Here is a 19,045-nt window from a genome sequence, read left to right as displayed (position 1 = left end):
TCGCGAGCGCGCCAAGTCGGCCGCCCGGATTCCTCCCGACGGCGCCCTTGCGTGACGACATGCCCGACCTTCTTCCGAACGGCGATGCGCAGCCGCCATCGCCCCGTGCTCCGCCCGCTTCCCCGCCTGCTGTCCCCGCGGCCTCCACCGGCAGCCGGCGCTCCTCCGCCGTGAACTGGGCGCTGTCCACCTGGAGCGCCACCACCCTGGGCCCCGGCGGCCGACCGTCGGCCCCATCGATGGACAGCCTCATGGACGCCGCCATGCACGGCGTGCGCAACTCGCTGTCCGCGATCCGCCTCGGCGTGGACCTGCTGGCGCGGCGCGGCGACCTGAACGAGGCCGACGCGGTGCTCGAGCACATCGACAGCGCGGCCGTGCGCGCCCACGAGCAGGCCGAGGAGCTCGCGGACTTCTGCCGGCTCGCGGCCGGGCGGCCCATCGCCACGGTCGCGAAGCGCTTCCCGCTGCATCAGGTGGTCGGCGAGGCGATCGAGGCGCGGCGCTCCTCGCACGAGGCGATCGCGATCGAGCACGACCGGCTCGGCCATGGCGAGGGCTTCGGCGATCCGGCACGCATCGCGCAGTTCGTGCGGCTCGCGCTCGAGGAGCTCGCGCCGCGGGCGAAGTCCCGTTGCATCGTGGTCAGCGAGATCGACGGCGCGCGCTTCCGCATCGCCGTGCATGCGGGCGATGCGCCAGCACGGGACGCCATCGAAACGCCGGGCCAGCATCTGGCCCGCGCGCACCGCCAGGCACTGTTGCGTGCCATCGCGAACGCGCACCGCGGCGAACTGCGCCTCGTGGCCGGCGCGTCGATCGAGGGACGCTTCCGCGGGGACCGCTGACTATCATCGGTCTCCTTTCCGCCAAGGAGCACGCCGCGTGCCCCCTGCCAGCATCTGGATCGTCACGCCGCCCGGCTATGCCCACAGCGGTGCCTTCGAGGAGTTCGCGCTCGCGCTGAGCGAAGGCCTGCGCGAACTCGGCGTGGCCGCGCCGATCGTGCACCGCCGCCCCGAGGGCGAGACGATCGTGCTCGGCGCCAACCTGCTGCCCGCGATCGCCGACCGCCCGCCACGCCGCGCGATCCTGTTCAACCTCGAGCAGCTGTCGCCCGGCTCGCCCTGGTGGTCCGAGCGCTACCTCGACCTGCTGCGCCGCCGCCCGGTGTGGGACTACAGCGCGCGCAACGTGGCGCTGCTGCGTTCGATGGGCATCGCGGCCACGCTGTGCGAGGTGGGCCATGCCGATGCGTTGCGGCGCATCGTGCCGCGCGAGACGCAGGACATCGACGTGCTGTTCTACGGCTCGGTCAACGCCCGGCGGCGCGACGCACTGCGGGCCCTCGAGGACGCCGGGCTGCGCGTGGTCGCGCTGTTCGGCGTCTACGGCGCCGCGCGCGACGACTACATCGCGCGCAGCCGCATCGTGCTGAACCTGCACCACTACGAGGGCCGGCTGTTCGAGGTGGTGCGCGTGTCCTACCTGCTGGCCAATGGCTGCTGCGTGGTGTCGGAGACCGGCGACGATCCCGAGGCGGAACGCGCGTACGCGGGCGCCGTGGCCTTCACCTCGTACGACGGCATCGTGCCCACCTGCGTCGAGCTGCTGCGCGACGATGCGCGGCGGCGAGCGCTCGGCGCCAACGGGCTGGCGCTGATGCAGTCGCGGCGCCAGGCCGACGCCCTGCGCACCGCGATCGGCCAGATGCCGGGCGGCTTCGCGGGCCTGGGCGCGGGCTAGAAGTCGAAGCGCGCCGACACCTCGAAACTGCGTCCCGGCGCCAGCAGCACCTGGCTCACCGCGCGTCCGCCCCAGGTGGCGTAGAGCCGGTCGGTGAGGTTGCGCACGCGGAAGGTCAGCAGGGCAGGCTTCAGGCGGTAGCTGACGGCCGCGTCGACGGTGGTGTAGCCCTCGATGCGGATCTGGTTCGCGGTGTCGGTGAAGACGTGGCCGGCATGGTTGAGCGAGAGGAACCACTCGAAGTTCGAGTTGTCGGGCCGCCAGGTGGCGAACAGGTTGGCCACGTGGCGCGGCACGTTGGGCGGGGTGTTGCCCACGCGCGAGACGCCGCCGGCCTCCACCAGCGTGTCGAAGCGCGCATCGAGCGCCGCGAGATTGCCCGCCAGCGTGAGCTGGCGCGTGGGCCGCCATACGGCCGAGAGCTCGACGCCGCGCGAGGACTGGCGGCCGTTGTTGACGGTGTCGCCGGGCTTGTTGGGATCGCGCGAGAGCACGTTGTCGAGCTCAATCTTGTAGAGCGCGGCGGTCCACTCGAGCCGCGCCTCGGGCAGGCTGTGCTTGAAGCCGATCTCGGCCTGCTTGCCGCGCGACATCGGGAAGTTGGCATTCGACTGCGACAGCAGGAAGAACGAGCCCACGGGCACGGTGGCGTTGGTGTACTGCGCGTAGACGCTGGATTGTGGTGACAGGTCGTAGACCGCGCCGAGCCGGCCCGAGTCGGTGCGGTAGCTGGTGTCGAAGCGGCTGTAGCCGCCGGTGTTGAGGTCGGCGATGCCGCGCTGCACCTTGGTGCGGTCGTGGCGCCAGCCGCCCACCAGCGTGAGGCCAGGCAGCGGCTTGAGCGCATCCTCGACGAACACCGAACTCACGTCGACGCGCGAGGTGGTGTCGGTGCGGTTGCCCGCGCCGGTGGCGCTCAGGCGCGGATCGTCGCTGTAGAAGCCGGTGAAGGGCGCGAGCGCCGGCACGCGCAATGCGGCGGCGGTCGAGGCCTGGCCGTCGGAGAAGCGGCGCTGGCTGTCGAAGCGGGTGCCGCTGAGTTCGCCGCCGACCACGAAGCGGTTGTCCATGCCGCCGAAGGTGCCATGGTGGGTGGCGTCGAAGCGCTCGAGCCAGAAGTCCTGGTCGTGCGTGATCCGGGTCTGGTCGCGCGCGATGCTCGCGGGCGCGACGAATACGGCGCTCTCGGAGTTGCGGAACAGGCGCTGCGACTTGTTGGCCGCCACCGTGTTGCGCCACGACCAGTTGTCGCCGAGGCGGCCGCTCAGGCGCGCGCTGAGCCAGTAGGTCTCGGAGGTGTTCTCGTTGTCGAGCACGTTGTAGTTGATGCGCGCGATGCGCCGGTCGATCACGCGGCCGTCGGGCGTGCGCACCACGCCCGTGGGCTCGGTCGCGAACCAGGCCGGCACCAGCGGCGTACCCCAGTAGGCCTTGTTGTCGTCCTTCAGGTAGTCGAAGCTCAGGTCGAGCTTGACCGAGCCGCCGAGGTCGAAGGCCAGGCCGCTGGTGAAGTGGTCCATGCGCTCGCCGCTGCCCGGCACGTTGCCGGCGCGGCTGTCGTTGTGGCTGTAGTCGAGGCGGTAGGCGCCCGACTCTCCCACCGGCCCGCCGAAGCCCACGCCCAACCGCGTGGCGCCGAAGCTGCCGTAGCCGACCGACAGCTCGCGGTTCGGGTTGTTGCGGTCGGGCCGCTTGGTCACGAAGTTGACGACGCCGCCGATCGCGCCCTCGCCGTCGAGCACCGAGGCCGGGCCCTTGAGCACCTCGATGCGGTCGTAGTTCCAGGTGTCCTGCACGCGGTTGGTGACGCCCGCGCCCGAGGTGCGCACGCCGTCGTAGAGATAGAGCAGGCTGGTGAAGCCGCGCGTCGACAGCGTGGTCGGCGAGGACGGCGGCCCGCCGCCCGCGAGGCCGGTGACGCCGCGCAGCGCCTCGCTGAAGGTGCGCGCGCCGCGCTGCTGGATCAGGTCCTGCGACAGCACCTCGACCGAAGCCGGCGTCTCGCGCACCGTGAGGCCCAGGCGCGAGGCGCTGCCGCTGCTGCCCTCGAGGTGCAGGCCCTCGGCGTCGCGGTTGCCCTCGACCGTGATCGCGCCCAATGCCTGTTGCGCCTGTTGCGCCTGTTGCGCTTGTTGCGTCGGTTGTTCCTGTGCCTGCGCGCCCGCCATGGACAGCGCGGCGATGGCCGCGGCCACGCCCGACATCGTGTGTTTCATCTGAAATTCCCTCCGGAGATTGATCGTTCTTTGGCGTGCGTGCTCAGGCCACCGAGAAGCGGCGCAGCCGCCAGCCCGCGAGGCCGAACAGCAGCAGGCTCGGCAGCAGCAGTTGCAGCACGGCCGCCAGCGCACGGTCGCGCAGCTCGCGCGGCGATTCCTCGCGCCATGCAAAGCGGGGGATGCGGTCGAAGTCGGCCGGCATCAGCGCGCTGCGTTCCTCGATGCGCGGAAAGAAGAAGTGCTTCCACGCGAGATGAAAGCCCACCGTCTGCGCGACGAACTGCGCATGGCGCCGCGCGCCGGTGCCGGCCAGCCCGGTCATGCCCTCGTAGGCCACGGCCGCGGGCGACAGCGCGCCGAAGCGCTCGAGCAGCCGCTGCTGGCCCACGTGCTGGCGCTCGAAGCGCTCGAGCTCGGGTGCGATCGCCTCGTCGATCTCGCGCTCGATGCGGTAGTTGGCGAGGCCGCGCGCGCTGATCTCGATCTTGCCGTCGCGCGGCAGCAGCAGCGCGCCCTGGCCGACGTGCTTGTAGTCGGTGCTCAGCAGCTCGGCATGGCGCTTCATCGCCGCGGCCGTGAGCGTGCGCGTCTGGGTCGCGAGCTCGGTGCGCGAGGGCGCGGGGCTGGCCTGCGTGACCGCGAGGTTGAGCAGCACCGGCGCCACCAGCACCAGCAGCACCCACGCGATCATCAGCACCATGGCATTGGTGGCCGAGGGCGCGCCGAAGGCATTGACCGCCACCACCAGCGCGAACCAGAACAGCGCATAGGCGCCCACCAGCAGCGCCCACCAGAAGGTGACGGCGCCCGCGCCCGGCGCGGAAGGTGCGAAGCCCGCCTGCCGCGCCAGCAGCAGCACGCCCACGGGCAGCAGCACCGCGGGCACCAGCAGCGCGGCGGCGCGCACCGCGAGCTTGCCGGCCAGCAGCGTGCGCAGGCGCAGCGGTTGCGACAGCAGCAGGCGCAGCGTGCCGTTCTCGCGCTCGGCCGACAGCAGGTTGTAGCCGAGGACGAAGATCAGCAGCGGTAGCAGGTAGACCAGCACGAAGGCCAGGTCGAACTGGCCGCTCAGCAAGTACCAGGGGTTCTCGATGTCGCTCGGGTTCATGAAGGCCACGCGGCTCTGGTGCGTGACGCGGAACTGGCTCGGGAACAGGTCGCTGCGCCCGAGCGCGACCGGCCCGAGCGGCGCGCTCGGCAGGATCGCGTGCTGCGCGCCGTAGCTGCTGGCCATGCGCGAGGGATCGGCCGGGTTCTCGAACGGCGTGGGCTGGGCCCGGCCCGCGAGGATGGCCTCGAGCTGCGCACGCTGCGCCGCGCGGGTGTCGCGGTCGGCCTGGGCCACGGCCGCCTGCGCGCGGTCGCGCTGCGCGGTCTGCGCGAGGCCGTTGCCGAGCGCGTAGCCGACCAGCAGCAGGAACAGCAGGGCCACGGCCCAGACGCTGCGGTCGGCCAGCAGCAGGCGCAGCTCCTGGCGCATGACGGCGCGCAGCCGGAAGCCCTGGGGCGGGTTGACGATGGAGACGGACATGGCTTCCTCTTGCTTGGCTCTTTCTGAAAGGCGCGCTCAGGCCAGCGCGCGTTGGCGGCGCACGGCGACGGCCGCGAAGGCCGCGGCCAGCAGCAGGCCGGCGCACAGCACGGCCAGGCTGCGCAGCTGGTGGCGCAGGGCCCAGCCCACGCGCGGCGTCCGGTGCACGAACGGCGGCACCTTGGCCCACAGCTCGGGGCCCGACTGGTAGGCGAAGTGGCGGTCGCCGAGCGGATCGGCATGCGCGACCAGGTCCTCGCTCATCAGGTCCTGCAGCCGCCGGCGATGCAGCTCGGCCGCGGTGGTGAAGCTGCGGTGGTGCGCGAAGTCGGTGCCGGCCATGCCCATCGAGTAGCTGCGCATCGCGAGCAGGGGCAGCAGCAGGCCGCTCCATTCCTGCAGCCGCTGCTGGCGCTCCCAGGTGTCCCAGAGGCGGCCGTAGTGGCGGTCGTAGACCGGGTAGGAGGCCTGGTCGTCGAGCCGCAGCGCGATGCCCCACTGGCTGAGCGGCACGTCGCGGCCCCAGCGCTCGGTGGTGCCGAAGGCCTGCAGCCAGGTGCGGTCGGAGACCTGCTTGAGCTCGGCCTGCAGCGCCTGGTTGAACTCGAGCCGGGTCGGGCTCGGATAGGCCGCGCGCGCCGCCTCGGACAGCACGCGCGGCGCCATCACGGCCTGCGCCACCCACAGCGCGAGCAGCACGGTGATGGCCGCGCGCGAGGTGGCGCACAGCGCCGACACGCCGAGCACGACGAACACGAAAGCGCCGAGGTAGACCGCATAGCCCAGGCTCCAGGCCGCCAGCCGCAGCAGCGCATCGGCGCGCTCGCCGGGCGCGGCGCCCAGCCCCACCGCGAGCGCGGCGACCAGTGCGGCCGGCACCAGCAGCACCGCGAGCGAGGCCGCGAGCGCGAGCGCCTTGCCCGCCAGCAGGCGCAGCGGCGAGACGCCCAGGCTCAGGGTCTGGCGCAGGATGCCCTGCTCGCGCTCGCCCGCGAAGGCGTTGAAGCCCAACACGATCACCAGCAGCGGCCCGAGCACCTGCAGGATCCAGCCGACCGAGAGGTTGCCGAAGCGCTGCAGGCCGGTGGCGTCCTGCGCGGGATTGAACTTGACCTCGCTCTGGCGGTGCGCCTGCAGCCACACGGTGCTGCCGATGTAGGGATTGATGCCCGCGTCGACCATGGCCAGCGGCGCCTCTGGCTTGAAGGCATGCATGCCCTGGTGCGCGGCGTCGTGCGGATGGCGCCGGTCCTGCGCCAGCCAGTCGCGGTAGTCGAGCGCCTGCGCGGCCTGCTGCTCGGCGCGCGCCTCGCGCTGGTGCGCCCAGCCCACGCCGAGCGCGGTGAACAGCAGCACCAGCACCAGGCCGCCGGCCCACAGCAGGCGGCCGTCGCGCAGCCGTTCGGTGAATTCGCGGTTCGCGATCCAGCGCCACATGCTCAGGCCCTCATGTGCTGCAGGTACAGCGACTGCAGGTCGATGCGCGCGATCTGCTGCGCGCCCTCGAGGCTGTCGACGAGGCGGCCGCTCTTCATGATGCCGACGCGCGTGGCGGTCTGCTGCGCATGGAACAGGTCGTGCGTGGTGGTCAGCACGGCAACGCCCTGGTCGGCCGCGCGCCGCAGCAGCTCGGAGAACTCGCTGGCCGCATGCGGATCGAGGCCCGAGGTGGGCTCGTCGAGCAGCAGCGCCTTGGCCTCCTTGGCCAGCGCCACGGCGATCCACACCTTCTGGCGCATGCCCTTGGAATAGGCCGACACGCGCTTGTCGGCCGCCGCGTGGTCGAGGCCCACCGCCGTCATGAGCTCGAGCAGCCGTTCGCGCGGCAGCGCGCGACCCAGCGCGAGGCCGGCGAAGAAGCGCAGGTTCTCCAGGCCCGAGAGCGTGCCGTAGAGCGTGACGTGCTCGGGGATGTACGCCACGTCCTGCTTGGTCGCGAGCGGATGGCGCGTGACGTCGACGCCGTTGATCTCCACCGTGCCCGCGCTGGGCGCGATGAAGTGGAGGAACAGGTTGATGGTGGTGGTCTTGCCCGCGCCGTTGGCGCCGAGCAGGCAGTAGATGTCGCCCGCGCGGATGTCGAGGTCGAGGCGGTCGAGCGCGACATGGCTGCCGTATTGCTTGGTGAGGCCCTGTGCTCTGAGCATGGGAGGGTTCCGGTCGAAGAGAGGAAGCGGTGAAACGGCGCGCGCACGCCCGCATGCATCCGCGGTGGACGCGCGCAGGCTCACGCGCATGCGGGTGCATGCCGTGACGTTCGAAAAGGGGATTGGCTGGGCGCCGGGGGCCGGTGCCGTGGCGGATCGGGGAGGCGGCCGGATCGTCCGGGCCGCGGGTCTCAGGCGGTCAGCGGGCGCGCTTGTTCTTCGCGCCGCCCTGCCGCGCCTTGAAGCGCGGGTTGGACTTGCAGATCACGTAGGTGCGTCCGCGCCGGGTGACCACCTGGCAATCACGGTGCCGCTTCTTGGCTTCTTTGAGGGAGGACAGGACTTGCATGGCGTCGCGCTGTTGGATGGAAACCAGCAGTCTAAGTTATTGCGAATTCATTCGCAATAACTTTGTAAAGAAGAATGAGCACCCGCGCGGGTGCCTTGTTCAGTGCGATCGGCCGGCCGGTGCCGCCTTCGCCACGCAGGCCGCGCAGCTGCCGTGCAGGGTCACTTCGTGGCTCGCGACCTGGAAGCCCGGCGGCGCCAGGTCGTCCATCGGGCCCGGGCAGGCGTGCAGCAGGAACACCTGGCCGCACGACAGGCAATGGAAGTAGTGATGGTGGTGGTCGCCCGCGCGGCCCTGCCCCTTCTCGTGTTCGTGGGCGTGGTCGCCGTGCGCGTGCGGCTCTTCCCGGCACGAGACCTCGTAGCGCGCGGGCTCGCCGGGCAGCTCGACCTTGGCGATCTCGCCGTCCGCGAGCAGCGCCGACACCTGGCGGTAGACGGTCGACAGGCTGATCTCGGGCACGAGTTCGCGCGCATGCGCATGGATTTCGGGGGCGGTGAGCACGCGGCTGGCATCGCTGAAGGCCGAGAACACGGCGGCGCGCTGGCGGGTAAGACGTTCCATGGCCTCGATGGTAAGGCGGCGCGAACAACGCCTCGCGGTGCCCGGGGACTGCGGCGCAGGCTATCTAAATTGCCCCTGCCGGCGCCCCGGTCTTGCCTTTCTCCCCTCTTGACTCGTCGATTTAGATATATCTAAAATAATTTAGACACAAACAGATATCGATTCAGAAAGAGAGGCTCCCATGCGCCATTTCCACTTCGACCATTGCCACCGCACCCCGCGCGGCGAGCACGAGGACGGCCTCTCTGGTGGCCGGGGCCGCGGCGGACGCCACGGCTTCGGCGCCGGCCGGGTGTTCGGCCATGGCGGCCTGCGCTTCGTGCTGCTGCAGCTCATCGCCGACAAGCCCTCGCACGGCTACGAGCTCATCAAGCTGATCGAGGAACGCCTGGGCGGCAGCTATGCGCCGAGCCCCGGCGTGGTCTATCCCACGCTGACGCTGCTCGAGGAGCTGGGCCACCTCAGCGTCGAGAGCAGTGCCGAGGGCGGCGGCCGCAAGCGCTACACCCTCACCGACAGCGGGCGCGAGTACCTGGCGGCCAACCGCGAGACCGCCGAATCGATGATGGAACGCCTCAACGGCGGCGTCGACGGCGCCGGCGCGCGCGGCGGCCGGCCGCCGCAGGTCACGCGCGCCATCGAGAACCTCAAGCTCGCGATGCGCTTGCGCCTCTCGGGCACGCCCCTCACCGAACAACAAGCCCACGAATTCGCCGCGGTGCTCGACAGCGCCGCACAACAGATCGAACGTCTTTGAAAGTCAACCGCACATGACCGACTTCTCCACCGCCTCCCAACCCGACCGCCTGCCGCGCCGCGTGCGCCACGACCTGCGCTTTCGCCAGCTCACGGTGAAGAGCGTGCAGCGCGTCACGCCGCACCTTCTGCGCGTCGTGCTCACCGGCGACGAGCTCGAGGGCTTCCACAGCCCTGGCTTCGACGACCACGCCAAGCTGTTCTTCCCCGACCCGGCCACCGGCCGCCTGACCCTGCCGACCATGGGCCCCGAAGGCCCGGTCTGGCCCGAGGGCCGGCCCACCATGCGCGACTACACGCCGCGCCGCCACGACGCGGCCGCGAGGACGCTCGAGATCGACTTCGCGCTGCACGAGGCCGGCCCCGCCACGCAATGGGCCGAGAACGCCAGGCCCGGCGACCGCATCGGCGTGGGCGGCCCGCGCGGCTCGTTCATCGTGCCGACCGAGTTCGACTGGCACCTGCTGATCGGCGACGACACCGCGCTGCCCGCGATCTCGCGCCGGCTGGCCGAGCTGCCCGCGGGCGCGCGCGTGGTGGTGCTGGCCGAGGTCGACGGCCCCGAGGACGAGATCCCGTTCGAGACCCGGGCCGCGCTCACGCTGGTGTGGGTGCATCGCCGCGGCGTGTCGGCGGGCCTGAGCCCGATGCTGCTCGAGACGCTCAAGAAGCAGGCGCTGCCCGAGGGCGACTACCACGCCTGGGTCGGCTGCGAGACCGGCGTGGCGAAGGCGGTGCGCGCGCACCTGGTGAGCGAGCGCGGCGCCAACCCGAAGTGGATCCGGGCCTCGGGCTACTGGCGCCGCGGCACGGCCGCGACGCACGACGCGATCGAGGACTGAGCGGCCTCGCGCGCGGTGCCGCTCAGTGCGGCACTTCCGCCGGCCCCGAGGCCGCCGCGCGCTTCGGGCTGCGGATCAGCAGCAGCAGCGGGATCGCCACCAGCGTGATCACCATCATGATCGCGAAGTCGTCGAGGTAGCCGACCAGCGCGCCCTGCCGCGTGACCTCGGCGTTGAGCAGGGCCAGGCCCAACGGGTTGTCGGGCGACATCATCGAAGGCAGCGTGGCCAGCGCCGGATTGCCGGGCGCCACGGTGGTCGCGATCTGCGCATGGGCGGCGCTCGAGCCCTCGGTGAGCAGCGCCTGCACGATCGAGATGCCCACGCTGCTGCCGATGTTGCGCAGCAGGCTGAAGATCGGCGTGCCCTGGTTGCGCAGCCGCGGCGCCAGCGTGGCGAAGGTGGCGGTCGACAGCGGCACGAAGGTGAAGCCGATGCCCAGGCCCTGCACGAAGCCCGAGACGATGATCAGCGTGCTGTCCATCTGCAGCGTGATGCGCGTCATCTGGTAGAGCGAGAAGGCCGTGAGCCCGAAGCCCAGCGCCATGATGGCGCGCACGTCCACGCGCTGCACCAGCCGCCCCACCACCAGCATCGCGATCATGGTGCCGATGCCGCGCGGCGCCGTGACCTGCCCCGTGTAGACCACCGGATAGCCCATGAGCCCCTGCAGGAAGTTGGGCAGCAGCGCCATGGTCGCGTACAGGATCATCCCGACGATGAAGGCGAACAGCAGGCCGGTGACGAAGTTGCGGTCCTTGAGCAGGTCGCGGTCGAAGAAGGAGACGCCGCGCACGGTCCAGGTGTGGACCACGAAGAAGCAGAAGGCCACCAGCGAGGCCGCGGCCTCGAGCCGGATCTCCCACGAGTCGAACCAGTCGAGCTGCTCGCCGCGGTCGAGGAACAGCTGCAGCATGCCGATGGCGAGGCTCAGGGTCACGAAGCCGAAGATGTCGAGCTTCTCGCCCTGCGGCCGGCTCTCTGGCAGGTAGCGCGCGATGCCCCAGAAGGCGAAGACGCCCACCGGCAGGTTGATGAAGAAGACCCAGCGCCAGTCGAAGTTGTCGGTGAGCCAGCCGCCCAGCAGCGGCCCGAGGATCGGCCCGACCATGATGCCGGCGCCCCAGATCGCCATCGCCTGGCCGACCTTCTCGCGCGGGTTGATGTCCAGCAGCACCGCCTGCGACAGTGGCACCAGCGCCGCGCCGAAGATGCCCTGCAGCAGCCGCGCGCCGACGATGCCCACCAGCGAGGTCGCCAGGCCGCACAACGCGGAGGCGATGGTGAAGCCGATCACCGAGATGATGAACACGCGCCGCCGGCCCCAGTGACCACAGAGCCAGCCCGTGAGCGGCAGCGCGATCGCCGAGGCCACGATGTAGGAGGTCAGCACCCAGGTGATCTGGTCCTGCGAGGCCTGCAGGCTGCCCTGCATGTGCGGCAGCGCGACGTTGGCGATCGTGGTGTCGAGCGCCTGCATGATGGTCGCGAGCATGATCGAGACGGTGATCATCCCGCGGTGCGGCACCGCGGTTCCGGGCGCGGCGGTCATTTGCCCTCGCCCTCGGGGCCGTTGCCGCCCGTGATCTCGAGCAGGCTGCCGCGCACCTTGCCGAGCAGCGCCAGCAGCTGGGCGCGCTCGCCGGGCGCCAGCACCGCCATCACGCGCGCATTGAGCCCGTCGCTGAGATTGAGCGCGGCATCGAGCGCCTTCTCGGCGCTGGGCTGCAGGTGGATCAGCTTCACGCGGCGGTCGGTGGCGCTGGCCTCGCGGCGGATCCAGCCGGCCGCCTCCATGCGGTCGCACAGGCCGCCCACGGCCATCGGCGTGAGCTCCAGCCGCTGCGCGAGCTCGGCCTGCGACAGCGGCGCCTCCTCGCCTTCCATGGCCAGCACGCCGAGCAGCCGGCACTGGGCGCTGCTCAGGCCGATGCGCTCGCGCGCGAGGCGGTCGAAGGCCTCGCCGTAGCGCTTGGCCACGTCCTTCACGATGAAGCCGAAACGCTGGCTGAAGTCCCTTTTCATAAGGGACTTGATTATCTACATGTTTATTAGTTGGGCCTTAGCGGCCCGCTCTCAGAGCCAGCCCGCGCGCCGGAACCGGTAGTAGAGATAGCCGCAGGTGCCCGCGATCAGCGCCAGCGCCGTGGGGTACCCCCAGCGGAATTTCAGCTCGGGCATGAATTCGAAGTTCATGCCCCAGACGCCCGCGAAGGCGGTGCACACGGCAAAGATGCTGGCCCAGGCCGCGAGGCGCTTGGTGACCTCGCTCTCCTCGATCGTGACCATCGAGAGGTTGACCTGGATCGCGGTGGCCACCGTGTCGCGCATGGCGTCGATCGAGCCGTTGATGCGCCCCAGGTGGTCGCCCACGTCGCGGAAGTACTCCTGCGAGCCCATGCAGATCTGCGGCACGCGCCCGCCGTGCAGCTTGCCGGCCGCCTCGGTCAGCGGCGCCACGGCGCGCTTGAGCACCATGCTGCGACGCTTGAGTTCGTAGAGCTGCTTGATCTTGTCGCGCGCCGCGCCGCTTTGCGCAAAGATCTGCTGCTCGATCGATTCGAGCTCGTCCTCGAGCGCGTCGATCACCGGGAAGTAGCGGTCGACCACCGCGTCCATCAGCGCATAGAGCACGAAGCCGGCGCCGTTCTTCAGCAGCTCGGGCTCGCGTTCGCAGCGCTCGCGCACGCCGAGGAAACCCTGCCGGCTGCGGTTGCGCACCGACAGCACGTAGTTGCTGCCCACGAACACGTCGACCTCGCCCACATGGATGCACTGCTCGCCGGCGTCCGAGGGCTCGACCAGGTGCATCACCACGAACAGCGAGTTGCCGTACTCCTCGACCTTGGGCCGCTGGTGGCCGTGCTGGGCGTCTTCCACGGCCAGCGGATGCAGGCCGAACTCGAGCTGCATCACGGCCAGTTCCTCGGGCGTGGCGTCGCTGAGCGCCACCCAGACGAAGCAGCCGGGCCGCGAGATGTATTCGCTGATGCTCTCGACCGGAATGTCGGCCAGCTTGGCGCCGTTCTCGTAAGCCACGCAGTTGATCAGCATCGGCGCTCCAGGATCGCGGTTGGATTGAGGGGTGCCGATGGTGCCACGGGGCCGCATTCCGCTGCCTGACCGCCGCGAGAGGGAGCGCAAAAGTTAAAACATTGCTACTCGCAAGCGGCCGAAGGGTTTAGTTGCGTGACTTTTTGCTCATTTCTTTCACCCGCCTACAAGTCTTACCGCGCAAAGACTGACAGGCGTTGTGCGGGCGATACACGAACATCGCTTCGCTGTCACGCAAAAGGGGGCGCCCACCAAACAGAAGAGCAGCCGCCCACAGCCATCAGGGAAGAACTCCACCCGCCCACGTGCGGGTGTTTTTTTGCCCGCTCGCATCCTCTTCCCCCACATCCCGCCTCACGCCGCCCACCGGCTTGCGGGTCGGCCACAATACCGGGCGCCCCGCGCCATGGCCTGGCCGGGATCCCGCGACGATGCGTCCATGCCCGAACTCTCAGACAGCACTTTCTCCAACGCCAGCAATGGCTTACGCGCCCATTCCGTGACAGATACCCCCGCCGCAGCCGCCCCCGATTACGCCGGTCATACGCCCATGATGGCGCAGTACCTCCGGCTCAAAGCGGACCATCCGGACACCCTGCTCTTCTACCGGATGGGCGATTTCTACGAACTCTTCTGGGCCGACGCCGAGAAGGCCGCGCGCCTGCTCGACATCACGCTGACCCAGCGCGGCCAGTCGGCCGGGCAGCCGGTCGTGATGTGCGGCGTGCCCTTCCACTCGGTCGACACCTACCTCGGGCGGCTCATCAAGCTCGGCGAATCGGTGGCGATCTGCGAGCAGGTCGGCGAGGTCGGCGCCTCCAAGGGCCCGGTCGAGCGCAAGGTGGTGCGGGTGGTCACGCCCGGCACGCTGACCGATGCCGAGCTGCTCAACGACAAGGCCGATGCCACGCTGCTGGCGGTGCATGCCGGCACGCGCAATTTCTGCGGCCTGGCCTGGCTCAGCGTGACCGGTGCCGAGCTGCGGTTGGCCGAATGCCCGGCCGACGCGCTCGAGGCCTGGATCGCGCGCATCGCGCCGAGCGAACTGCTCTACGGCGCCGAGGTCACGCCGGCCTTCGAGCAGCGGCTCAAGGCGGCGCGCAGCGCCACGCCCTTCACGCTGTCGGTGCGGCCGGCCTGGCAGTTCGACGGCGGCCTGGGCGAACGCAAGCTCAGCGAGCAGATGGGCAGCCAGAGCCTGGCGGCCTGGAATGCCGAATCGCTGACCAACGCCCATGCGGCGGCCGCCGCGCTGCTGGGCTATGCCGAGCACACGCAGGGCCGCGCGCTGTCGCACCTGCAGCGGCTCACGGTCGAGCGCGACGGCGACCTGATCGAGCTGCCGCCGACCACGCGGCGCAACCTCGAGCTGGTGCAGACGCTGCGCGGCGAGGACTCGCCCACGCTGTTCTCGCTGCTCGACACCTGCATGACCGGCATGGGCAGCCGCCTGCTGAAGCGCTGGCTGCTGGCGCCGCGGCGCGAGCGCGGCGATGCGCAGGCGCGGCTCGAGGCCATCGGCGCGCTGCAGGCCACCGTGCTCGGCGGCGCCGGCGCGCCCTGGCGCACGCTGCGCGAGCAGCTCAAGAACACCAGCGACGTGGAACGCATCGCGGCGCGCATCGCGCTGCGCCAGGTGCGCCCGCGCGAACTGCTGGCGCTGCGGCTGGCGCTGGCCAAGGCCGAGCAGCTCGCGCCCGCCCTGCCCGGCGCCGCGGCGCTGCTGGCGCAGATCGCCGAACGGCTGGCGCCGCCGCCGGGCTGCGCCGAGCTGCTCGCGAGCGCGATCAAGCCCGACCCGGCCGCGCTGGTGCGCGACGGCGGCGTGATCGCCACCGGCCACGACGCCGAGCTCGACGAGCTGCGCGAGATCAGCGAGAACTGCGACGACTTCCTGCTCAAGCTCGAGGTCAGCGAACGCGAGCGCACCGGCATCAGCAACCTGCGCGTGCAGTTCAACCGGGTGCACGGCTTCTACATCGAGGTCACGCAGAGCGCGCTCTCGAAGGTGCCCGACAACTACCGCCGCCGCCAGACGCTGAAGAACGCCGAGCGCTTCATCACGCCCGAGCTCAAGGCCTTCGAGGACAAGGCGCTGAGCGCGCAGGACCGCGCGCTGGCGCGCGAGAAGTGGCTCTACGAGCAGCTGCTCGACGCGCTGCAGGCCTCGGTGCCCGCGCTCACGCGGCTGGCCACGGCGCTCGCCACGCTCGACGCGCTGTGCGCGCTGGCCGAGCGCTCGCACACGCTGCACTGGCGCGCGCCGAGCTTCGTCTCGCACCCGTGCATCGAAATCCAGCAGGGCCGCCATCCGGTGGTCGAGGCTCGGCTGGCCGAGAAGTCCTCGGGCGGCTTCATCGCCAACGACACCCAGCTCGGCCCGCAGCAGCGCATGCAGGTCATCACCGGCCCCAACATGGGCGGCAAGTCGACCTACATGCGGCAGGTGGCGATCATCGTGCTGCTGGCCTCCATCGGCTCGCACGTGCCGGCCGCGGCCTGCCGCCTGGGGCCGATCGACGCCATCCACACCCGCATCGGCGCGGCCGACGACCTGGCCAACGCGCAGTCGACCTTCATGCTCGAGATGACCGAGGCCGCGCAGATCCTGCACGGCGCCACCGCGCAGTCGCTGGTGCTGATGGACGAGATCGGCCGCGGCACCAGCACCTTCGACGGGCTGGCGCTGGCCGCGGGCATCGCGGCCCAACTGCACGACCGCGCCAAGGCCTTCACGCTGTTCGCCACCCACTACTTCGAGCTCACGGAATTCCCGGCCACGCACCATGGCGCGGTCAACATGCACGTGAGCGCCACCGAGGCCGGCCGCGACATCGTGTTCCTGCACGAGATGCAGCCCGGCCCGGCCAGCAAGAGCTACGGGATCCAGGTCGCGCGGCTGGCGGGCATGCCCGCCGCGGTGGTCAACCATGCGCGCCAGGCGCTGGAAGCGCTCGAGTCGCAGCATGCGCAAACTCGTGCACAGGTGGACCTGTTCGCACCGCCCCCGGCCTCCGAAACCCCCATGGTCAGCGCCGTAGAATCCGCGCTGTCCGCGCTCGACCCCGACGCGATGACCCCGCGCGAAGCCCTCGACGCGCTCTACGCCTTACAGAAACTGAATGCACGCGACCGCGGAGCCCCATGAGCAGGCACTGCTCTTGCGAGACGAAAAAATGACTTATTGCGTAGGCATCAAACTCAACGCCGGCCTGGTGTTCCTGTCCGATTCGCGCACCAACGCGGGCGTGGACCACATCAGCACCTTCCGCAAGATGATCGTCTACGAACAGCCCGGCGACCGCGTCATGGTGCTGCTGTCCTCGGGCAACCTCAGCATCTCGCAGTCGGTGCGCGAGATCCTGCAGATCGAGGAACTGCGCGAGACGCAGGAGAACGGCGAGCCCGGCACGCCGACCACGATCTGGAACGCCAAGAGCATGTTCGATGCCGCGCGCGTGCTCGGCTCGGCCGTGCGCCACGTCTACGACCGCGATGCCGAGGCGCTCAAGCACGCGGGCCTGGACTTCAACGTCTCGTTCATCTTCGGCGGCCAGGTCAAGGGCGAGGGCATGCGCCTGTTCCTGGTCTACGCGGCCGGCAACTTCATCGAGGCCACGACCGAGACGCCCTACTTCCAGATCGGCGAATCGAAGTACGGCAAGCCCGTGCTCGACCGCGTGCTCACGCCCGAGACACCGCTCGACGAGGCCGCCAAGTGCGCGCTGGTGTCGATGGACTCGACCATGAAGTCCAACCTCTCGGTCGGCCTGCCGCTGGACCTCGTGGTCTACGAGGCCAACAAGCTCGAGACCGACCGCGTGATCTGCATCGACGCCGACAACCCCTACTACCGCATGGTGCACAACAGCTGGGGCCAGAAGCTGCGCGAGGTGTTCGACAGCATCGAGGACCCGGTGTGGGACGACAGCGCCACCGAGCATCCGCTGAAGATGCCGGCGACGCGGCACGGCGCGCTGCGCAAGATCTCCACGCCCGACGAAAAGCTCATCTGACCCCCGTGCCGCCGATCGTCTTCTCGCACGGCAACAGCTTTCCCGCGAGCACCTACCGCGTCGTCCTCGACAGCCTGCGCAACCGCGGCTTCGAGGTCGATGCCATCGAGAAATTCGGGCACGACCCGAAGTATCCCGTCACCGACAACTGGCCGCACCTGGTCGAGCAGCTGGCCGACTTCGCGCGGCCGCGCGCCGAACGCGCGGGCGGCCCGGTGTTCCTGGTCGGCCATTCGCTCGGCGGCTTCCTGAGCCTGATGTGCGCCGCGCGGCATCCCGAGCTGGCGCGCGGCGTGGTGCTGGTCGACTCGCCGATCCTCGGCGGCTGGCGCGCCAACACGCTCAACATGGTGAAGCGCACGCCGCTCATGAAGAGCATCTCGCCGGGCGCGATCAGCCGCCGGCGCCGCACAGCTGGGAGCACCGCGAGGCGGTGTTCGAGCATTTTCGCAGCAAGAAGGCCTTCGCGAAGTGGGACGAGCAGGTGCTGCACGACTACATCGACCACGGCACCTTCGATAGCGAGGACACGCGCGCACTGAGCTTCGACCGCGACGTCGAGACCGCCATCTACAACACGCTGCCGCACAACCTCGGCGCGCTGCTGCGCAGCCATCCGCTCAAGTGCAAGGCGGCCTTCATCGGCGGGCGCCAGTCGGCCGAGATGAAGCGCGTGGGCATGGCGATGACGCAGCAGGTGACCAAGGGCCGCATCGCGATGCTCGACGGCACGCACCTGTTCCCGATGGAGAAGCCGCTGGCGACGGCGGCCGCGATCGAGGCGGCGCTGCGCAACCTGATGGGCTGACAAGGCCTCAGCGGAAGCGCGCCCGGTAATCGAGCGGCGGCACCCCGAAGCGCCGCTGGAACGCGCGCCGCATGATCTCCTCCGAACCGAAGCCGCAGCGCTGCGCCACCGCCTTGATGGTCGCGCCCGACGATTCCAGCAGCCGCGTCGCGCGGTCCAGCCGCATGCGTTCGACCGCGTGCGCGGGCGTGACGCCGGTGCGCTGCAGGTAGAAGCGCGCGAAGGTACGCGGCGCCATCGCCATGCGGTCGGCCAGCCGCGCCACGTCGAGCGTCTCGTGCAGGTGTTCTTCGATCCAGCCATGCAGCGACTCGACGCGCGGGTCCTCGGCCTCCTGCGCGAGCAGCGCGCTGCTGAACTGCGACTGCCCGCCCGGGCGCTTGTAGAACACCACCAGCTTCTTCGCCACGCCGATGGCGAGGGCGCGGCCGAGGTCGGCCTCGACCATGCCCAGCGCCATGTCGATGCCGGCCGTGACGCCGGCCGAGGTCCAGCGGCGGCCGTCGCGAAAGTAGATCGCGTCGCGCTGCACCTCGATGCGCGGAAAGGCCGCGCCCAGCGCGTCGCAGGCGCCCCAGTGGGTGGCGGCGCGGCAGCCGTCGAGCAGGCCCGCGCGGCCCAGCACGAAGGCGCCGGTGCAGACCGAGGCGACGCGGTCGAAGCGCGCGCCATGGCGGCGCAGCCAGGCCTCGGCGGCCTCGGTGCCGCCACCGCCGAGCTGCGTCGACGGGTTCCATGCGGCCGGCCCGCCGGGCGCGACCACGGTGCTGGTGCCCGCCTCGGCATGGCGCACGCGCGCGGGCCAGGCCTCGGCCTGCACCGCGAGCCCGCTCGAGCTCGCCACCGGCCCCGCCTCGGCGGCCAGCACGCGCGTGCGGTAGACCGGCGCGCGGCCCGCGAGCCGCAGCTCGTCGTTGGCGGTGGCGAACACCTGCAGCGGACCCGACACGTCGAGCAGCTGGAAGCGCTCGAACACCACGAACCAGACGGGCAGGATCGACATGGAGACGTTG

The 19,045-nt window shown here is 70.5% G+C and carries 16 protein-coding genes and 1 pseudogene; 7 read left to right on the top strand and 10 right to left on the bottom strand.

The annotated features are described in order from the left end of the window. The first annotated feature begins 59 nt into the window (after positions 1–59). Complete coding sequence (locus tag AC07PU_RS17360; protein ID WP_495319061.1) at positions 60–848, top strand: ATP-binding protein; 789 nt, start codon at positions 60–62, stop codon at positions 846–848. 37 nt (positions 849–885) lie between these two features. Beyond that, positions 886–1,746: a glycosyltransferase family protein gene (locus AC07PU_RS17355; RefSeq protein WP_495319059.1), complete on the top strand. Its 861-nt coding sequence runs from the start codon at positions 886–888 to the stop codon at positions 1,744–1,746. Here the strand turns inward: AC07PU_RS17355 and AC07PU_RS17350 are convergent. The 6 genes from AC07PU_RS17350 to AC07PU_RS17325 all read right to left on the bottom strand — a co-directional run bounded on the left by AC07PU_RS17350 (position 1,743) and on the right by AC07PU_RS17325 (position 8,556). Next, positions 1,743–3,962, bottom strand: a complete 2,220-nt coding sequence (locus tag AC07PU_RS17350) for a TonB-dependent receptor (RefSeq protein WP_495319057.1) — start codon at positions 3,960–3,962, stop codon at positions 1,743–1,745. The two genes, AC07PU_RS17355 and AC07PU_RS17350, sit on opposite strands and share 4 nt — an antisense overlap. A gap of 43 nt (positions 3,963–4,005) precedes the next feature. Continuing rightward, positions 4,006–5,496: an ABC transporter permease subunit gene (locus tag AC07PU_RS17345; RefSeq protein ID WP_495319055.1), complete on the bottom strand. Its 1,491-nt coding sequence runs from the start codon at positions 5,494–5,496 to the stop codon at positions 4,006–4,008. Positions 5,497–5,532: 36 nt separating this feature from the next. Then, the gene (locus AC07PU_RS17340) at positions 5,533–6,933 is read right to left on the bottom strand and encodes an ABC transporter permease subunit (RefSeq protein ID WP_203202004.1); all 1,401 of its coding nucleotides are present in this window, start codon (positions 6,931–6,933) and stop codon (positions 5,533–5,535) included. A 2-nt stretch (positions 6,934–6,935) separates the two neighbouring features. Next, entirely contained in the window at positions 6,936–7,643 is a 708-nt protein-coding gene (locus AC07PU_RS17335; RefSeq protein ID WP_093339622.1) for an ABC transporter ATP-binding protein, read from the bottom strand. A 199-nt stretch (positions 7,644–7,842) separates the two neighbouring features. Then, positions 7,843–7,992, bottom strand: a complete 150-nt coding sequence (gene ykgO, locus AC07PU_RS17330; RefSeq protein WP_057592821.1) for a type B 50S ribosomal protein L36 — start codon at positions 7,990–7,992, stop codon at positions 7,843–7,845. 99 nt (positions 7,993–8,091) lie between these two features. After that, positions 8,092–8,556, bottom strand: coding sequence for a Fur family transcriptional regulator (locus AC07PU_RS17325; protein ID WP_495319052.1), 465 nt, complete (start codon positions 8,554–8,556; stop codon positions 8,092–8,094). Between the two features lie 181 nt (positions 8,557–8,737). Between AC07PU_RS17325 and AC07PU_RS17320 the strand changes: the two genes are divergently transcribed. Beyond that, the gene (locus tag AC07PU_RS17320) at positions 8,738–9,313 is read left to right on the top strand and encodes a PadR family transcriptional regulator (RefSeq protein ID WP_093339627.1); all 576 of its coding nucleotides are present in this window, start codon (positions 8,738–8,740) and stop codon (positions 9,311–9,313) included. A gap of 13 nt (positions 9,314–9,326) precedes the next feature. Further along, the gene (locus AC07PU_RS17315) at positions 9,327–10,154 is read left to right on the top strand and encodes a siderophore-interacting protein (protein WP_093339630.1); all 828 of its coding nucleotides are present in this window, start codon (positions 9,327–9,329) and stop codon (positions 10,152–10,154) included. A 22-nt stretch (positions 10,155–10,176) separates the two neighbouring features. Here the strand turns inward: AC07PU_RS17315 and AC07PU_RS17310 are convergent, their stop codons facing one another. Genes AC07PU_RS17310 through corA form a run of 3 tightly spaced genes read right to left on the bottom strand, consistent with a single transcriptional unit; the run spans position 10,177 to position 13,208 of the window. Beyond that, positions 10,177–11,706 (bottom strand): DHA2 family efflux MFS transporter permease subunit, encoded by a 1,530-nt coding sequence (locus tag AC07PU_RS17310; protein WP_093339633.1) that lies wholly within the window; start codon positions 11,704–11,706, stop codon positions 10,177–10,179. Next, the gene (locus AC07PU_RS17305) at positions 11,703–12,179 is read right to left on the bottom strand and encodes a MarR family winged helix-turn-helix transcriptional regulator (RefSeq protein ID WP_057592826.1); all 477 of its coding nucleotides are present in this window, start codon (positions 12,177–12,179) and stop codon (positions 11,703–11,705) included. The genes AC07PU_RS17310 and AC07PU_RS17305 overlap by 4 nt, the downstream gene beginning before the upstream one ends. 51 nt (positions 12,180–12,230) lie before the next feature. Next, on the bottom strand, positions 12,231–13,208 hold the full coding sequence (corA, locus tag AC07PU_RS17300) for a magnesium/cobalt transporter CorA (protein WP_093339635.1): 978 nt from the start codon (positions 13,206–13,208) through the stop codon (positions 12,231–12,233). 550 nt (positions 13,209–13,758) lie between these two features. Here corA and mutS point away from each other — a divergent pair. From mutS to AC07PU_RS17285, 3 genes and pseudogenes are all read left to right on the top strand, one after another. Continuing rightward, positions 13,759–16,356 (top strand): DNA mismatch repair protein MutS, encoded by a 2,598-nt coding sequence (gene mutS, locus AC07PU_RS17295; protein WP_296776178.1) that lies wholly within the window; start codon positions 13,759–13,761, stop codon positions 16,354–16,356. 28 nt (positions 16,357–16,384) lie between these two features. Beyond that, positions 16,385–17,224 (top strand): proteasome-type protease, encoded by an 840-nt coding sequence (locus AC07PU_RS17290; RefSeq protein ID WP_057592829.1) that lies wholly within the window; start codon positions 16,385–16,387, stop codon positions 17,222–17,224. A gap of 5 nt (positions 17,225–17,229) precedes the next feature. Next, positions 17,230–18,032: pseudogene (locus AC07PU_RS17285) on the top strand (alpha/beta hydrolase). Between the two features lie 7 nt (positions 18,033–18,039). Here AC07PU_RS17285 and AC07PU_RS17280 read toward each other — a convergent pair. Next, positions 18,040–19,035 (bottom strand): GlxA family transcriptional regulator, encoded by a 996-nt coding sequence (locus tag AC07PU_RS17280; protein WP_495319048.1) that lies wholly within the window; start codon positions 19,033–19,035, stop codon positions 18,040–18,042. Between the last annotated feature and the right edge of the window lie 10 nt (positions 19,036–19,045).

Source organism: Variovorax sp. GW821-FHT10D07 (assembly GCF_059415325.1).
Note: the sequence above shows the minus strand (reverse complement) of the source record. Positions and strands in the feature narration are given on the sequence as shown.

Coding starts and splice junctions, on each gene's coding strand:
- AC07PU_RS17360 (WP_495319061.1), top strand. CDS start 60: ATGCCCGACCTTCTTCCGAACGGCGATGCGCAGCCGCCATCGCCCCGT.
- AC07PU_RS17350 (WP_495319057.1), bottom strand. CDS start 3,962: ATGAAACACACGATGTCGGGCGTGGCCGCGGCCATCGCCGCGCTGTCC.
- AC07PU_RS17345 (WP_495319055.1), bottom strand. CDS start 5,496: ATGTCCGTCTCCATCGTCAACCCGCCCCAGGGCTTCCGGCTGCGCGCC.
- AC07PU_RS17340 (WP_203202004.1), bottom strand. CDS start 6,933: ATGTGGCGCTGGATCGCGAACCGCGAATTCACCGAACGGCTGCGCGAC.
- AC07PU_RS17335 (WP_093339622.1), bottom strand. CDS start 7,643: ATGCTCAGAGCACAGGGCCTCACCAAGCAATACGGCAGCCATGTCGCG.
- ykgO (WP_057592821.1), bottom strand. CDS start 7,992: ATGCAAGTCCTGTCCTCCCTCAAAGAAGCCAAGAAGCGGCACCGTGAT.
- AC07PU_RS17325 (WP_495319052.1), bottom strand. CDS start 8,556: ATGGAACGTCTTACCCGCCAGCGCGCCGCCGTGTTCTCGGCCTTCAGC.
- AC07PU_RS17320 (WP_093339627.1), top strand. CDS start 8,738: ATGCGCCATTTCCACTTCGACCATTGCCACCGCACCCCGCGCGGCGAG.
- AC07PU_RS17315 (WP_093339630.1), top strand. CDS start 9,327: ATGACCGACTTCTCCACCGCCTCCCAACCCGACCGCCTGCCGCGCCGC.
- AC07PU_RS17310 (WP_093339633.1), bottom strand. CDS start 11,706: ATGACCGCCGCGCCCGGAACCGCGGTGCCGCACCGCGGGATGATCACC.
- AC07PU_RS17305 (WP_057592826.1), bottom strand. CDS start 12,179: ATGAAAAGGGACTTCAGCCAGCGTTTCGGCTTCATCGTGAAGGACGTG.
- corA (WP_093339635.1), bottom strand. CDS start 13,208: ATGCTGATCAACTGCGTGGCTTACGAGAACGGCGCCAAGCTGGCCGAC.
- mutS (WP_296776178.1), top strand. CDS start 13,759: ATGATGGCGCAGTACCTCCGGCTCAAAGCGGACCATCCGGACACCCTG.
- AC07PU_RS17290 (WP_057592829.1), top strand. CDS start 16,385: ATGACTTATTGCGTAGGCATCAAACTCAACGCCGGCCTGGTGTTCCTG.
- AC07PU_RS17280 (WP_495319048.1), bottom strand. CDS start 19,035: ATGTCGATCCTGCCCGTCTGGTTCGTGGTGTTCGAGCGCTTCCAGCTG.